This is a genomic window from Streptomyces sp. NPDC059455 (assembly GCF_042750115.1).
GTDB classification, from domain to species: Bacteria; Actinomycetota; Actinomycetes; order Streptomycetales; family Streptomycetaceae; genus Streptomyces; species Streptomyces endocoffeicus.
The window spans coordinates 20,996-34,892 of the sequence record NZ_JBHYVB010000125.1 but is presented as its reverse complement, the minus strand read 5'-3'; the positions used below and the strand labels follow the sequence as shown (position 1 = coordinate 34,892).

The window sequence follows — 13,897 nt, the reverse complement described above, 5'->3', positions numbered from 1 at the left end:
CGGTGGTTGGGGCGGCCCCCGCCCCGGGGGGGGGGGCGCGGGGCCCCGGCCCCCCCGCCCCCCACTGGCCGCCCGGCCCCCAGGGCCAATGGCCGCGCCGCGCCCGGCGACGGACACGGACCCCGACGCGTCCGGCCCCCGTCCATGCGGTGCGGGAGCCGCACGGACGGGGGCCTGGGCGCCCGCGCACAACCAAGCGCACAACCAAGCGCACAACCAAGCGCACAACCAAGCGCTCAGCGCCCCAGATTCGCCCCGAAGCCCGCCGCCAGCGGCATCCGCAGGCCGAGCGGCGGCGGAGCCGCCAGCGCGTCGGCGACCGGGCGGGAGAAGCCGGAGTGGAAGAGGGTGCCCAGGAGGAAGTCCGCGGCCAGCGCCTGCACCTCGGAGCGGTGCTGATGCAGCCCGTGCCCGTCGGTGTGCACCTCGAAGCGGCACACATCGCGGTTGGCCTTCTTCGCCCGCTCCGCCAGCCGGTAGGACAGCTCGGGGTCGGTGCGCTCGTCGTTCGTGCCGTGGGCGATCAGCACCTGCCGTCCCACCAGCTGCTTCACCGGCTCGGGTTCGAGCATCTCGTCCGGCGCCGGAAGCCAGGGCGCCAGCGCCACCACCGAGGCGACGGCTTCGTGCCCGGCGGCGCGGAGGGCGGCGCGCCCGCCCATGCCGTGGCCCACGAGGCAGACCGGTACGTCGCCGTAGCGCCGCACCACCTCCTCCACGGCCCAGGTGGCATCGGACGCGGCATCGGCGGCCGCCCCGTTCCAGCCCCGGCACCGGTAGTGGACGACATGGGCGGCCAGCCCCTCCTCCCGGCCCGCCCGGACCAGCCGCCGGGCCAGCGGCAGCGTGGCGGCCACCGAGAGTCTGGACGGCCGTCTGGTCCCGCTGGGCTCCCCCTCGGGGAGCAGCAGCACCACACCGTGTACGGTCCTTCGCGCGGCGGCCGCGCCCATCGGCCGCCCCAGCCGTGCGCCCCGCTCGGGCAACGCTTGCTGAGCCATGGCAGAAACGATCGCAGAAGGATTGGTGTACTCCACTACCCGTGCGGGTCACTGTTGCGTATCTATCCCCCACGTTCTACGCGCGTAGGGGCTACGCTGCCCAGATGACGAGCGAGCACACCCATGAGCCCACCCCCGAACAGATCCGCCGTGCCCCCAAGGTGCTGCTGCACGACCACCTCGACGGTGGGCTGCGCCCGGGCACCATCGTCGACCTCGCGAGGGAGACCGGGTACGACGCGCTCCCGGAGACCGAGCCCGACAAGCTGGGCATCTGGTTCCGCGAGGCGGCGGACTCCGGGTCGCTGGAGCGCTATCTGGAGACCTTCTCCCACACCGTCGGTGTGATGCAGACCCGCGACGCGCTCGTCAGGGTCGCCGCCGAATGCGCCGAAGACCTCGCCGAGGACGGCGTCGTCTACGCCGAGATCCGCTACGCCCCCGAGCAGCACCTGGAGGGCGGGCTGGCCCTGGAGCAGGTCGTCGAGGCGGTCAACGAGGGCTTCCGCGAGGGTGAGCGACGGGCCTGGGAGAACGGCCACCGCATCCGCGTCGGCGCGCTGCTGACCGCGATGCGCCACGCGGCCCGCGCCCTGGAGATCGCCGAACTCGCCAACCGCTACCGCGACCTGGGCGTGGTCGGCTTCGACATCGCGGGCGCCGAGGCCGGTTTTCCGCCCACCCGCCACCTGGACGCCTTCGAGTATCTGAAGCGGGAGAACAACCACTTCACGATCCACGCGGGCGAGGCGTTCGGACTGCCGTCCATCTGGCAGGCGCTCCAGTGGTGCGGCGCCGACCGGCTGGGCCACGGCGTCCGCATCATCGACGACATCGAGGTCGGGGACGACGGCTCCCTCACCCTCGGTCGCCTCGCCTCGTACGTCCGTGACAAGCGCATCCCGCTGGAGCTGTGCCCGAGCTCCAACCTCCAGACCGGCGCGGCCAGTTCCTACGCCGAGCACCCCATCGGGCTGCTCCGCCGGCTGCATTTCCGTGCCACCGTGAATACGGATAATCGTCTGATGAGCGGGACGAGCATGAGCGGGGAATTCCAGCATCTTGTATCAACGTTCCATTACACGCTCGACGACATGCAATGGTTCACGGTCAATGCAATGAAATCGGCATTCATTCCTTTTGACGAACGTCTGGCGATGATCAGTGACGTGATCAAGCCCGGATACGCCGAGTTGAAGTCCGAATGGCTGTTCCGCGATGTGGCCTCCGCGTCGGCCGTGACCAGGGATTCCGCACCCAAGGGCAGCTGAGCGGGCGCACCCGGCGCACGACCTGGGCGGGGTAACGGAGGCCGTTTTCGGTGTTTGCGGGCAGCCGAAATCCAGGGCTACGTTTCCGTATCGGTCAAGCCCCCGTCTCAAGGACAGATTTCTGATGAAGCAGGGAACCCTCAAGACTCTCGGTGTCATTGCCCTCGGTGCCGCCGCCGTCGTCGCCGGAGGCAGCGCCGCGTCCGCGGCGCCGGTCCCCGGTGGCTCCGCGGGCAGTGTCGCCGCCCCGGGGCAGCCCACCGCCGGTCAGCCCGCGGCGAGGCCCGCCGCCCCCCAGGCCAAGCCCGCCCAGGGCATGCTGAGCCAGCTCCCGCTGGGCAGCCTCGGCCTCGTCAAGCTCGGCTGAACCCCGCCTGGGCACACGGCCGGGCCGCACATCCCGAAGGGGGTGTGCGGCCCGGCCATTTCCGTATGGGTGGGTATGCGGGGTTACGCCGCGGCGTCGGCGCGAGAAGGTCACCATGCCTCGCGGTAGGCGTCCTCCGCCGGAAGCAGGAACCACAGCGCGAGATAGAGCAGGAACTGCGGCCCCGGCAGCAGACACGAGACCACGAAGAGCACCCGCATCGTCGTCGGGGTGGTCCCGAAGCGCCGGGCGAGACCGGCACAGACACCGGCGATCTTCTTGTCGTGGCGGGGGCGGACCAGCGGTGCGGCCATGATGGGCACTCCTCGTCGTCGGGTGGGCTCGGGAAGAGCTGGTTCCCGATGTCCTCGACGCTATGTCCGCGAGCTGGAGGAGACGTCGCTCCACGGTGCGATCCCGACCCTGGGAATCGTCGGGGTCGGGGCCTGGGCGCCGTCGTTCCGGGGGAGGGGGGCCATCCGGCCCCGGTCGGCCCGGCGGCGGAGCCACGCCCGTACGGCTGGGACCACCAGCACATGCGCGAGGGCGACGCCGACGGTGTTCAGCAGCACCGTGTCCACGTTCATGATCTGCCCGGTCACCTCGCTGCGCAGCAGCGCGAACCCCATGGCCACCATCGCCCCCGTGAAGGCCGTACGGATCAGCGAGGCGAGCGGATACGCCTCCACCCGGCCTCCGGCCAGCGGCAGCAGCACCCCGAGCGGCGCGAGCAGCAGCAGCCCGCCCCCGATGGAACGGGCGGCCGACCAGGGGCTGAGCGCCAGATCGGCGCGGATGGTGGCCAGTGGTTCGAGGGTCGCCGCAGACACCCAGGGGACGTTCACCGGTCGCAGGGTCAGCCAGCAGACGAACGCGAGATGGGCCACGAGGAGCGCGAAGCCCGCGACGCGGTAGCGGAAGGCGGCCCTGCGGCCGAAAGGACCCTGCACAAAAATCAGGACGCCGTACGCGGGGGTCGCGGTTCCGCCCCCGCCCCGCTGGTCAGCACCTTGTTACCGACAAGTCGCCGACCTGGGACGGGGCGGTACCGACAGGTAACGAATCAGGACACCAGTACCCCGGAGGTGACCGCGATCATCGGATTGCGGCGCATCTCCTCGGTGCACTGGTACGCCTTGAGCGGATCCCGCTGGCTGTCCGGGCCGCCGAGCACCACCTTGCCGTCGTCGCCGGCCACCGTGGTGTCCGCGAAGGTGCAGACGATCTGGGCGAGCGCCAGGGACTGGATCTCCTCCGGCGGCCGGTTCAGCCGCAGCGCGCTGTCCGGGTCGCCCTTGGCCGGACCGGAGATCTCCACCCAGTCCTCGACCGCCGTGGAGAACCCGGCCGACACCTCGGCCGCCGACGGCGGCAGCCGCAGCTGCTCCAGCAGCGCCCGGGCGACCCGCACCGGCTCCCGGGCCGTCTTCTCGTCGCCCTGCCGGGTGGTCCGGCTCACCGACAGGATCCGCGAGGAGCACAGCAGATAGATCCGTACGGAGACCCGGCCCATCCCGTCGGCGGCCCGCTCCGACTCCGGCGCCCGGCAGGACGCCCGCGAGGGCGCGGCCCCCGCGTCCACCGGCACCGAGGTGCCCCGTATCCCGCACCCGGCCGCCAGCAGTGCGACCGCGCCGGTCAGCAGAAGGGCGGCCGACCGGGTCCAGCGCGCGCTCATGGCCTGCCCTCCTCGTCCCGGCCCGTGCCCTTGCCCCTGGCGCCGCCGTCGTCGCGCTCGGTCCCGGGGGAGCCGTCGCGCTCGTCCTCGGCCTCGTCGGAGGCGATCCGGGAGGCGTCCATCGGCAGCCGCAGTGTAAAGACGGCGCCGCCCTCCGGCGAGTTCGCGGCGCTGATGTCGCCGCCGTGGATATGCGCGTTCTCCATCGCGATCGACAGCCCGAGCCCGCTGCCCTCCGAGCGGGGGCGGGACGCGCTCGCCTTGTAGAAGCGGTCGAAGACATGCGGCAGCACATCCTCGGGGATGCCCGAACCGTGGTCCCGGACCTTGATCAGCAGCTCATCGCCGTCGGTGCGCACCGAGACCCGCACCGGCGAGCCACCGTGCTTGAGCGCGTTCCCGATCAGATTCGCCAGGATCACATCCAGCCGCCGGGGATCCAGCCGGGCCACGATCCCGCGCGCCGCGTCCAGCTCCACCGCGTCCAGCCAGGCGCGGGCGTCGATGCACGCCGTCACCTGGTCGGCGACATCGACATCGTCGAGCACCAGCCGGGCCGTGCCCGCGTCGAAGCGGGTCACCTCCATCAGGTTCTCCACCAGGTCGTTCAGCCGCCGGGTCTCGCTCACCACCAGCTGCACCGCCGGAGCGATCATCGGGTCGAGCGAGTCGGCCTCCTCCTCCAGCACCTCCGTGACGGCCGTGATCGCGGTGAGCGGGGTCCGCAGCTCATGCGACATGTCCGCGACGAAGCGCCGGCTGGACGCCTCCCGCGCGGACAGCTCCGCCACCCGCTTCTGCAGCCGCTCCGCGGCCCGGTTGAAGGTGTGGGAGAGATTGGCCAGCTCATCGGAGCCGGAGACCTGCAGCCGGGTGTCGAGATGCCCCTCGCCCAGCCGGTGCGCCGCCTCCCCGAGCCGCTGCACCGGCCGCAGCACCGTGGCCGCGGCGGCCTGCGCCAGCAGCGCGGCGCCGATGAGCGCGAGCCCGGTGGCGATCCCCAGCGACCAGGCCAGGGAGTTCAGATCCTGACGCTCGGTGTCGAGGGACTTGAGCATGTAGCCGGTCGGCCCGCCGCCGTTCACCTTGGCCCCGCCGACCAGGTACGGGGTGCCGCCCAGCGTGATCCGCTGCCAGTAGAGGTGGTAGGGGGAGGTGTTCCCCTTGCCCACCGGGCGCTTCTCGTCCACCGCGCGCCGCAGCGCGGAGGGCACCACATCGAGGGTGAACAGATCCTTGTCCGAGGCCGCCGGGCAGCTTCCGGTGTCCTTCGTCCGGGTGATCAGCAGCACCTCGTACTTCTGAGTGTTGTCCGCCATACGGCCCGCCGCCTCCCGCAATTCGGAACAGGTGGGGAGGGAGGGCAGCGGGTCGGTGTCGTCCTTCAGGGCCTTGCGGAACTCGTCCAGCGCCGAGTCCTGGGTACGGGTCAGCACCGCGTCCCGGTTCAGCCAGTACGCGATGGCGGACGCGGACACGGCGGCGGTCAGCGCCACCAGGCCGAAGACCAGCATCAGCCGCAGCCGGAGGCTGAACCACCGCAAGAGCCCCGCGGCCCAGCCCCGGGCCCGACCGGGCTCGTCGCTCACTGCGCTCAATTCCGTACTTCTCCGCCCCCGTGCGCGACGCACATATTGCTCACTGCGCTGATCCGTTCGCTTCTCCGCCCGTGCGGCGAAGGTGCGGACATCGCAGTCGTCCGCGGCCCGGCGGCCGCACGTGCGTCGCTCACTGTGGCGCGTCCAGCCGGTATCCGACCCCGCGCACCGTACGGATCAGCGTCGGCGACGACGGCACGTCCTCCACCTTCGCGCGCAGCCGCTGTACGCATGCGTCGACCAGCCGCGAGTCGCCGAGGTAGTCGTGCTCCCACACCAGCCGCAACAGCTGCTGCCGGGACAGCGCCTGCCCCGGACGGCGGCTGAGCTCCAGCAGAAGCCGCAGCTCGGTGGGGGTGAGCTGGAGATCCTCGCCGTTCTTGGTAACCGTCATGGCCGCGCGGTCGATCAGCAGACTGCCGAAGGCCGCGGAGTCATTGGCCTCCCGCTCCCCGCGCCGCAGCACCGCGCGGATCCGGGCGTCCAGCACCCGGCCCTGCACGGGTTTGACCACGTAGTCGTCGGCACCGGACTCCAGGCCGACCACGACGTCGATGTCATCGCTGCGCGCGGTCAGCAGGATGATCGGCAACTGGTCGGTACGGCGGATCCGGCGGCACACCTCGAAGCCGTCGATCCCGGGCAGCATCACATCGAGCACGATCAGATCCGGCCGCTGCTCACGCAGCAGTTTCAGGCCGTCCTCGCCCGTCGCCGCGGTCGCCACACGGTGGCCCTGGCGAGACAGCGAGAGTTCGAGGGCCGTGCGGATGGCGTCGTCGTCCTCGATCAGCAACAGGAAAGGCACGTTGGTCATTCTGGCCTACAAGGGGCCTGTAGTTCGACCGTCAGGGGTTTATCGGCTCGATCGCCTGTGACGAGCCTGTGACAGTCGACAGACACCCCCATGAAACTGGCCCGGCAAAGTCTTCTGTGCACCGGGCGGAACGACACCGGCCGGGGCAGCCAGAAGCCAGACCGACCAGGCTCCATCGACGGGGGGCGCGAAATGAGCACACTGCACTTCTCCACCATCAGCGCAGTTCGCACGCGCCTCCACGACGCCGGACGGAGCAATGAGAAGTCCGGTGCCGTGAGCGGGCGGGGGTGCGCTCGCGGCGCCGGGCGTCAGCGGCCTCCTTACATGGTGGCCATTGACGCGATCACGGGGGACGAGGAGGCCGGTCACGGCCTCGGGGGGGACAACGGGGGACCGGGGGGCCACGGGGGAGGCTCGTACGGGGAGGCAGAGGGGGAGCGGCGCAGCACGTCGGAGGCGGAGTTCACCGCCTACGTCCAGGAGCGCCGCGCCTCCCTGTACGCAACCGCCTACCACCTGACCGGTGACCGCTTCGAGGCCGAGGACCTGCTGCAGAGCGCGCTGTTCTCGACCTACCGGGCCTGGGACCGGATCAGTGACAAGGCGGCGGTCGGCGGCTATCTGCGCCGCACCATGACCAATCTGCACATCAGCGCCTGGCGTCGGCGCAAGCTCAACGAGTACCCGACGGAGGAGCTGCCGGAGACGGTCGGCGACCACGACGCGATGCGCGGCACCGAACTGCGCACCGTGCTGTGGCAGGCCCTGGCCCGGCTCCCCGAGCTGCAGCGCACGATGCTGGTGCTGCGCTACTACGAGGGTCGGACGGATCCGGAAATCGCGGACATCCTGAACATCAGTGTCGGAACGGTCAAGAGCAGCATCTGGCGCTCGCTGCGCCGGCTGCGCGAGGACGAGGCCCTCAGCTTCGGCCGTGACGAGGAGGAGTCCTTCGGCGAACTGGTCGCCTGACGGCGGCGGGGACGATCGAAGGCGGGGGAAAATCGGGGGATACGGGGGAAATGGGAGGGAGAAATCGGGGGAGCACGGGGGAAACAGGTGCGAGGCCGGACAGCCGAGGGGGGATGTCCGGCCTCGCACCTTTTTGCCTGCGTGCCTGCGTGCCTGCGTGCCTGCGTGGCCGCGTGGCCGCGTGGCTATACGGACGCCTTCTGGCCGGAGGCGGGGATCCGCTCTCCCGCCGTCGCTATCCGGCCCAGCGCCACGTCCTTGCCGCACGCGTACGCGCCCAGTGCCGTCTGCCGGGCCACGATCCCGCGCTCCGCGCGCATCAGCCGCCAGCCGCGCCGCAGCAGGTAGAGCGCGGGCTTACGGCCCTCCCGCAGATCGCGCAGCAGCCTGCGCCGGAACGTGGTGGACGGGCGGCCGCGCAGACAGATCGCGTCCGCGAGCACGCCGAGATCGGCACACCGCCCGACGATGTCGGCGGCGAAGATCCCCTCGGCGATGAACAGCGGCGACCGCCCGAGGCCCAGCGCCTCCTCGCCGACGCGGGCGCTGGTGGCGATGTCGTACAGCGGCACGGTCGTACGGGACGTACGGCACAGCTCCTCGATGGCCGCGACCGCCGCGTCCGCGTCCCAGGACAGCGGCGAGTCCCAGTCGGCGCCCCCGCCGTCGGGGAGTTGGGGGAGCGTCGGGTCGCCGCCCTCCTTGTAGAAGTCGTCGAGGTTGAGCACGGGCAGCCCGGTGCGGGTCGCGAGGGAGGACTTGCCCGAACCCGAGGGGCCGGAGAGCAGGACGACACGGGCGGAAGGCGGTTGGCTGGTCACGGAACACCAGTGTGACGCATCCTTTCGCCCGAGTGACCCCCGCGTAACCATCGACCTGGCCGTCGACCTCACGGACTACGCGGCCCGGTCCCGCCGTCACACGACCGCGCGTGGCCGCTCCGCCGCCGCCGTACGGGCCGGGCGGGTCCGGGGGCCGAAGACCGCCAGGACGAGGGCGCCCAGGAGCCAGGTGCCCGCGATGAAGAAGAAGACGCTCTGATAGCCGGTGCCGTGGTAGAGGGCCGCGATGATCAGCGGCCCCGCGGCGTTCGAGAGCCGCCCGAGCCCGTAGGAGACGCCCGTTCCCAGCGAGCGGCCGCGGGTGTCGAAGAGTTCGGGGGAGTAGGCGTACCCCAGGGCCGTGTAGCCGCGCTCGAAGAGGTTCACCAGGAAGCCGAAGACCACGATCAGCGCCGGGTTGAAGGTCAGCCCGTACAGCAGACCGCACAGCGCGATCACCGCGCCGAAGGCCACCAGACACCATTTGCGCTCGAACCGGTCGGTGACCAGGGAGGCCAGGAACGAGCCGAGCGGCGCGCCCACGGTGGTGAGCGCCACGTAGAAGACCGACTTCTCGACGCTGAAACCCTCCTTGGCCAGCAGGGTTGGCGCCCAGCTCGAGTAGCCGAAGAAGCCGATGGTCTGGGTCACCCACAGGACGGTGAGCAGCGCGGTCGGCCCGAGGTACCGCTTCTTCAGGAGGAGGCGGGGCGACGCCTTGGCGGGGCGGGTCTCGTCGATCGGCGGCGCGGGCTCGGGGAGCGGGCCCTTCTCGGCGGCGACCCAGGCCTCGATCTCGCCGAGGACCGCCTCGGCGGCTTCGTACTCGCCCCTGCTCTCGTACCAGCGGGGGGACTCCTTGAGGTGCCGGGTGAAGAAGACGAAGAGGAGGCCGAGCGAGCCCCACAGATAGACCAGCCGCCAGGACCAGTCGCTGAGCGGTACGACGGCGCTGGCGATGAGGTTGGTGGCCGGGGTGCCGCAGATGCCGATGACGATGGCGTACGCCTGGTACTTGCCGCGTACGGCGGACGGATACATCTCGTTGACGTAGATCACCGCCACGACGGTCATCGCGGACAGCCCCGCCGAGGTCAGCACCCGGAAGACGCCCAGCGACACGACGTCCCAGGAGAAGGCCGAGGCGAGCGAGAAGACCCCGAACCACAGCGTGGTCTGGATCAGCGCCTTCTTGCGGCCCCAGCGGTCGGCGAGGGTGCTCGCGACCACGGAGCCGATGAACATGCCGACGAACGACAGCGAGGTCACGTAGGCGATCTGATCGACCGTGATGCCCCAGAGGTCGATGAGCTGGGGAGCGGTGGTGGCGAAGGTGTTGATGTCCGCGAACTCGAAGAAGTAGGCGAACGAGACGGCCAGCAAGGTGATCTTGTGGAACCGGGAGATGGGGAGTCTGTCCAGCCGGTTCACCGCGTTGGAGTGCTGCATGGGCGGCCCTTGTCGAAGAGGCGGGGAGGGGGACGGAGCGGGGGGTTCGGCGGTGTCGCAGGGAAACGGGGTCAGGCGCCTTCGCCGGGCCAGTAGAGCCGCATGGGGTTGTCGACCAGCAGCTTCCGCCGCTGCTCGGCGGTGACCGCCACCTGGGGCACGTAGTCGGCCAGCAGCCCGTCGTCGGGCATATGGGCGGTGAGGTTGGGATGCGGCCAGTCCGTGCCCCACAGCACCCGGTCGGGGAACTCCTCGATCGCGCGGCGGGCGAAGGGCACCACATCCGGGTACGGGTGTGGCTCGGCGTTCAGGGCCGGGGGCCCGGTGACGCTGAGGCGCTCGGGGCAGGTCACCTTGACCCATACGTCATCGCGTTCGGCGAACCGCAGGAAGCGGGTGAAGCCCGGCCCGTCCGCCGGTTCGGTCACGTCCGGGCGTCCCATGTGGTCCACGACGAGCGGGGTGGGCAGGGAACTGAAGAAACGTTCCAGCTCGGGCAGGTCGGCGCCTTCGAAATAGAGGACGACATGCCAGCCGAGCGGGGCGATCCGCCGGGCGACGGCGGCCAGCGCGTCCTGGGGCGCCGCGTCGGCCAGCCGCCTCAGGAAGGTGAAGCGCACCCCGCGCACCCCCGCCGCGTCCAGCCGGCGCAGCTCGGCGTCGGTGACATCCGGGCGTACGGTCGCGATGCCACGCGCCCGGCCGCCGGACGCCTGGACGGCGTCGACCATGGCGCTGTTGTCCGCGCCGTGACAGGTCGCCTGGACGATCACGTTACGGGCCACCCCGAGGTGGTCGCGGAGGGCGAAGAGGTCATCCTTGCCGCCGTCGCAGGGCGTGTACTTCCGCTCGGGCGCGAAGGGGAACGCGGCCTGCGGGCCGAAGACATGGCAGTGGGTGTCGACGGTGCCCGGCGGCAGGGCGAAGGCGGGCCGGGACGGATCGGGGTGCCAGTCCAGCCAGCCCGGGGTCTTGGGGGAGAGCGTGCTCATGAGGGCTCCTCTGGACGGGTGGGCGGCCCCGCGGTCATTGGGGAACCCGGGCCGATCGACGGACGTGCGCGTCATCTCAGCGGCTCTGCTTCGTCAGCAGGGCGTCCAGACGGGGGTAGACGGTGCGGGCATTGCGTTCGAAGATGCCGGTCAACTCGTCCGCGGGGAGCCCGGCGGCCTCGGCGTAGCGGCGAGTGTCGTCGAAGTGCCGGCCCGTCCGGGGGTCGATGTCGCGGACGGCGCCGATCATCTCCGAGGCGAAGAGGATGTTCCGGGCCGGGATGACGTCGAAGAGCAGGTCGATACCGGGCTGGTGGTAGACGCAGGTGTCGAAGAAGACATTGCCCAGGACATGCTCCTCCAGGGGCGGCTTGCCCAAAGCCATCGCCAGTCCGCGGAACCGGCCCCAGTGATACGGAACGGCGCCGCCGCCATGCGGGATGATCAGCCGCAGGGTGGGGAAGTCGGCGAACAGATCGCCCTGCACGAGCTGCATGAACACCGTCGTATCGGCGTTGAGGTAGTGCGCCCCGGTGGTGTGGAAGGCGGGGTTCACGCTGGTGCTCACGTGCACCATCGCCGGAACGTCGTACTCCACCAGCTTTTCGTAGATCGGGTACCACGAGCGGTCGGTCAGCGGCGGGGCCGTCCAGTGGCCGCCCGAGGGATCGGGGTTGAGGTTGACCGCCACGGCCCCGAACTCCTCCACACAGCGGACCAGTTCGGGCACACAGGTGGCCGGATCGACGCCCGGCGACTGCGGGAGCATCGCGGCGGGGGCGAAGCGCTCCGGGTAGAGCTCGCCGACACGGAAGCAGAGCTCGTTGCAGAGCGTCGCCCACTCGGCGGAGGTGTGGAGATCACCGATGTGGTGGGCCATGAAGGACGCCCGGGGCGAGAAGACCGTCAGGTCGATGCCGCGCTCGTCCATCAGCCGGAGCTGATTCGGCTCGATGCTCCGGCGGAGCTCGTCGTCGCCGATGCGGAGGTCGGCGCGGGAGGGGGTGCGGGCGGGGTCGGTGAGTCCGTTGATCTGCTGGGTGCGCCATGCCTCCAGCGCCGGGGGCGCGGTGGTGTAGTGGCCATGGCAGTCGATGATCATTCGCTGTTCCTTCGTGGCGTGCGGTTCCTCGCAACCTAACTGTCGATGAAATTGTTGACAATATGTGCGACGAAAAATGCCCCTGCGATGTCTGGGGTGCGGACGGCGCGGGGGCGCTCGGTGCGGAAGGAGGAGCGGGGGTGGGTCCAGGGGGTGTCGGGCGGATCGTGACGCCTGCGGCGGGCTGGTCCCCTCCCCGCCCCTTCCCGAAACTGGGGCTCCGCCCCAGACCCCGGTCGGGTCGCGGGTGGCGTGGTCGGGGCGCTGGCCGGTGAGCTGACCGCGGCGATGGTCGGCTCGTCGACCCGTTGGGGTCCAGGGGGGAGCGGAACTGGGGCTCCGCCCCAGACCCTGGCTGGGTCGCGGGTGGCGTGGTCCGGGCGCTGGCCGGTGGGCTGATCGCGGCGATGGTCGGCTTGTCGGCCCGTTGGGGTCCAGGGGTGGAGCGGAACTGGGGCTTCGCCCAGATCCTGGCTGGGTCGCGGGTGGCGCGGTCGGCGCTCCGGGCCGGTGAGCTGATCGCGGCGATGGTCGGTTTGTCGGCCCCCGGGGTCCAGGGCCGGAGTGGCCCCGGGGCTCCGCCCCGGCCCCCGGCTGGACGGCTCGGATGTGTGCGGGGCGTGACGGTCGGCTTATCGGTCTCCCGGGGTTCAGGGGCGAAGCGGAGCGTGGGCTCTGGACCAGCGGTCCCCGGCTGGTCGTGACCGGCGAGGTCACCGGTGGGCGCGACGTCAACGACGTCGTCGAGCTGGACGTCCTGCGCGTCGAGCCCACCGGCTAACCCCGAGCGACCTCAGCGGTGTGCGCGGGGGTGTAGCGCTCGCCCAGCACCTGGTCGCTCAGCGGGTCCAGCGCGGCCAGCGCCTCGGCGTCCAGGGTGAGCTCCAGCGCGGCCGCGTTCTGCTCCAGCCGGGCCGGGCTGCGGGTGCCCGGAATGGTCGCCACCGCCACCCCGAGCCGCTCGGCCTGGGCGTACACCCAGGCCAGCGCCACCTGGGCCGGGGTGGCACCCAGCCGGTCGGCCACCTCGCGCACGGTCTGCGCGATCTTCTCGTTGGCCTCGCCCGCCTCGCCGGCGAAGCGGGGGTTGGTGCGCCGGAAGTCCTTCTCGCCCAGTGTGGAGCGGTCCAGGGCGCCGGTCAGGAACCCCCGCCCCAGCGGCGAGTACGGCACCAGCCCGACCCCCAGCTCGGCCATCACCGGGGTGACCGCCTCGACGTCGCGGGTCCACAGCGAGTACTCGCTCTGCACCGCGGTGATCGGGTGCACCGCGTGCGCCCGGCGCAGCAGCTCGCCGTCGACCTCGGACAGGCCCAGATGGCGGACCTTGCCCGCCTCGACCAGCTCGGCCATCGCCCCGACGGTCTCCTCGATCTCCACGTCCTGGGGCGGGCGGTGGGCGTAGTACAGGTCGATCACCTCGACGCCCAGCCGCAGCAGCGAGGCGTCGCAGGAGCGCAGCACGTAGTCCCGGGCACCGCGGATGCGGCGTGCCCGGTCGCCGGCACTGCGGTCGATGCCGAACTTGGTGGCCAGCTGCACCTGGTCCCGGCGGCCGTGGATGGCCCGGCCCACCAGCACCTCGTTGTGCCCGGTGCCGTAGGCGTCGGCGGTGTCCAGGAACGTGATGCCCAGCTCCAGGGCCCGGTCGATGGTGGCCAGGCCGCCGTCCCAGTCGGCGGCGCCATAGCTCTCGCTCATCCCCATGCACCCCAGGCCCATCGCGCTGACGGTGAGACCGGGCGCGCCGAGCGTGGTTCGGGTGATCATGCGTGGATACTCCTCCTGCCCGGCGGACCGGGCGGTACCTTGAGCACTGACGAACG

Annotated in this window: 15 protein-coding genes; 4 read left to right on the top strand and 11 right to left on the bottom strand. The window is 71.2% G+C overall.

All coding sequences use genetic code 11. The features are described 5' to 3' along the window. Positions 1 to 236: 236 nt before the first annotated feature. Positions 237 to 1,001 (bottom strand): alpha/beta hydrolase, encoded by a 765-nt coding sequence (locus ACFXB5_RS34620; protein ID WP_385215510.1) that lies wholly within the window; start codon positions 999 to 1,001, stop codon positions 237 to 239. A 104-nt stretch (positions 1,002 to 1,105) separates the two neighbouring features. Between ACFXB5_RS34620 and ACFXB5_RS34615 the strand changes: the two genes are divergently transcribed. Further along, positions 1,106 to 2,272: an adenosine deaminase gene (locus ACFXB5_RS34615; RefSeq protein ID WP_385215508.1), complete on the top strand. Its 1,167-nt coding sequence runs from the start codon at positions 1,106 to 1,108 to the stop codon at positions 2,270 to 2,272. Positions 2,273 to 2,396: 124 nt separating this feature from the next. Beyond that, entirely contained in the window at positions 2,397 to 2,639 is a 243-nt protein-coding gene (locus ACFXB5_RS34610; RefSeq protein WP_385215505.1) for an ATP-binding protein, read from the top strand. Between the two features lie 110 nt (positions 2,640 to 2,749). Here the strand turns inward: ACFXB5_RS34610 and ACFXB5_RS34605 are convergent, their stop codons facing one another. The 5 genes from ACFXB5_RS34605 to afsQ1 form a co-directional block, all read right to left on the bottom strand. Next, a complete protein-coding gene (locus tag ACFXB5_RS34605; protein ID WP_256650420.1) occupies positions 2,750 to 2,953 on the bottom strand; it encodes a PspC domain-containing protein in 204 nt (67 codons plus the stop codon). Positions 2,954 to 3,013: 60 nt separating this feature from the next. Then, positions 3,014 to 3,589, bottom strand: a complete 576-nt coding sequence (locus ACFXB5_RS34600) for a VanZ family protein (RefSeq protein ID WP_385215501.1) — start codon at positions 3,587 to 3,589, stop codon at positions 3,014 to 3,016. Between the two features lie 113 nt (positions 3,590 to 3,702). Then, complete coding sequence (locus ACFXB5_RS34595) at positions 3,703 to 4,317, bottom strand: hypothetical protein (protein WP_385215498.1); 615 nt, start codon at positions 4,315 to 4,317, stop codon at positions 3,703 to 3,705. Next, positions 4,314 to 5,831, bottom strand: coding sequence for an ATP-binding protein (locus ACFXB5_RS34590; RefSeq protein ID WP_385215518.1), 1,518 nt, complete (start codon positions 5,829 to 5,831; stop codon positions 4,314 to 4,316). The genes ACFXB5_RS34595 and ACFXB5_RS34590 overlap by 4 nt, the downstream gene beginning before the upstream one ends. Before the next feature lie 214 nt (positions 5,832 to 6,045). Then, the gene (afsQ1, locus tag ACFXB5_RS34585) at positions 6,046 to 6,723 is read right to left on the bottom strand and encodes a two-component system response regulator AfsQ1 (protein ID WP_201852270.1); all 678 of its coding nucleotides are present in this window, start codon (positions 6,721 to 6,723) and stop codon (positions 6,046 to 6,048) included. A 201-nt stretch (positions 6,724 to 6,924) separates the two neighbouring features. Here afsQ1 and ACFXB5_RS34580 point away from each other — a divergent pair, with 201 nt between their 5' ends. Beyond that, positions 6,925 to 7,707, top strand: coding sequence for a SigE family RNA polymerase sigma factor (locus ACFXB5_RS34580; RefSeq protein ID WP_385215494.1), 783 nt, complete (start codon positions 6,925 to 6,927; stop codon positions 7,705 to 7,707). A 185-nt stretch (positions 7,708 to 7,892) separates the two neighbouring features. Here ACFXB5_RS34580 and ACFXB5_RS34575 read toward each other — a convergent pair whose 3' ends face one another. The 4 genes from ACFXB5_RS34575 to ACFXB5_RS34560 form a co-directional block, all read right to left on the bottom strand. Then, positions 7,893 to 8,579, bottom strand: coding sequence for an ATP-binding protein (locus tag ACFXB5_RS34575; protein WP_385215492.1), 687 nt, complete (start codon positions 8,577 to 8,579; stop codon positions 7,893 to 7,895). A gap of 45 nt (positions 8,580 to 8,624) precedes the next feature. After that, the gene (locus ACFXB5_RS34570) at positions 8,625 to 9,977 is read right to left on the bottom strand and encodes an MFS transporter (RefSeq protein WP_385215490.1); all 1,353 of its coding nucleotides are present in this window, start codon (positions 9,975 to 9,977) and stop codon (positions 8,625 to 8,627) included. A gap of 71 nt (positions 9,978 to 10,048) precedes the next feature. After that, positions 10,049 to 10,969 (bottom strand): amidohydrolase family protein, encoded by a 921-nt coding sequence (locus ACFXB5_RS34565; protein ID WP_385215487.1) that lies wholly within the window; start codon positions 10,967 to 10,969, stop codon positions 10,049 to 10,051. A gap of 76 nt (positions 10,970 to 11,045) precedes the next feature. Continuing rightward, complete coding sequence (locus tag ACFXB5_RS34560; RefSeq protein WP_385215484.1) at positions 11,046 to 12,071, bottom strand: amidohydrolase family protein; 1,026 nt, start codon at positions 12,069 to 12,071, stop codon at positions 11,046 to 11,048. Between the two features lie 607 nt (positions 12,072 to 12,678). Between ACFXB5_RS34560 and ACFXB5_RS34555 the strand changes: the two genes are divergently transcribed. Further along, complete coding sequence (locus ACFXB5_RS34555) at positions 12,679 to 12,852, top strand: hypothetical protein (protein ID WP_385215482.1); 174 nt, start codon at positions 12,679 to 12,681, stop codon at positions 12,850 to 12,852. On the opposite strand, the gene ACFXB5_RS34550 is transcribed toward ACFXB5_RS34555, so the two are convergent. Then, positions 12,849 to 13,841, bottom strand: a complete 993-nt coding sequence (locus ACFXB5_RS34550) for an aldo/keto reductase (RefSeq protein ID WP_385215479.1) — start codon at positions 13,839 to 13,841, stop codon at positions 12,849 to 12,851. The genes ACFXB5_RS34555 and ACFXB5_RS34550 overlap by 4 nt on opposite strands. Positions 13,842 to 13,897: the final 56 nt, after the last annotated feature.

What these genes read in the sequence shown, in the direction of transcription:
- ACFXB5_RS34620 (WP_385215510.1), bottom strand. Translation starts at nt 1,001, where the DNA reads ATGGCTCAGCAAGCGTTGCCCGAGCGGGGCGCACGGCTGGGGCGGCCG.
- ACFXB5_RS34615 (WP_385215508.1), top strand. Translation starts at nt 1,106, where the DNA reads ATGACGAGCGAGCACACCCATGAGCCCACCCCCGAACAGATCCGCCGT.
- ACFXB5_RS34610 (WP_385215505.1), top strand. Translation starts at nt 2,397, where the DNA reads ATGAAGCAGGGAACCCTCAAGACTCTCGGTGTCATTGCCCTCGGTGCC.
- ACFXB5_RS34605 (WP_256650420.1), bottom strand. Translation starts at nt 2,953, where the DNA reads ATGGCCGCACCGCTGGTCCGCCCCCGCCACGACAAGAAGATCGCCGGT.
- ACFXB5_RS34595 (WP_385215498.1), bottom strand. Translation starts at nt 4,317, where the DNA reads ATGAGCGCGCGCTGGACCCGGTCGGCCGCCCTTCTGCTGACCGGCGCG.
- ACFXB5_RS34590 (WP_385215518.1), bottom strand. Translation starts at nt 5,831, where the DNA reads ATGCTGGTCTTCGGCCTGGTGGCGCTGACCGCCGCCGTGTCCGCGTCC.
- ACFXB5_RS34580 (WP_385215494.1), top strand. Translation starts at nt 6,925, where the DNA reads ATGAGCACACTGCACTTCTCCACCATCAGCGCAGTTCGCACGCGCCTC.
- ACFXB5_RS34575 (WP_385215492.1), bottom strand. Translation starts at nt 8,579, where the DNA reads ATGGTTACGCGGGGGTCACTCGGGCGAAAGGATGCGTCACACTGGTGT.
- ACFXB5_RS34570 (WP_385215490.1), bottom strand. Translation starts at nt 9,977, where the DNA reads ATGCAGCACTCCAACGCGGTGAACCGGCTGGACAGACTCCCCATCTCC.
- ACFXB5_RS34565 (WP_385215487.1), bottom strand. Translation starts at nt 10,969, where the DNA reads ATGAGCACGCTCTCCCCCAAGACCCCGGGCTGGCTGGACTGGCACCCC.
- ACFXB5_RS34560 (WP_385215484.1), bottom strand. Translation starts at nt 12,071, where the DNA reads ATGATCATCGACTGCCATGGCCACTACACCACCGCGCCCCCGGCGCTG.
- ACFXB5_RS34555 (WP_385215482.1), top strand. Translation starts at nt 12,679, where the DNA reads ATGTGTGCGGGGCGTGACGGTCGGCTTATCGGTCTCCCGGGGTTCAGG.
- ACFXB5_RS34550 (WP_385215479.1), bottom strand. Translation starts at nt 13,841, where the DNA reads ATGATCACCCGAACCACGCTCGGCGCGCCCGGTCTCACCGTCAGCGCG.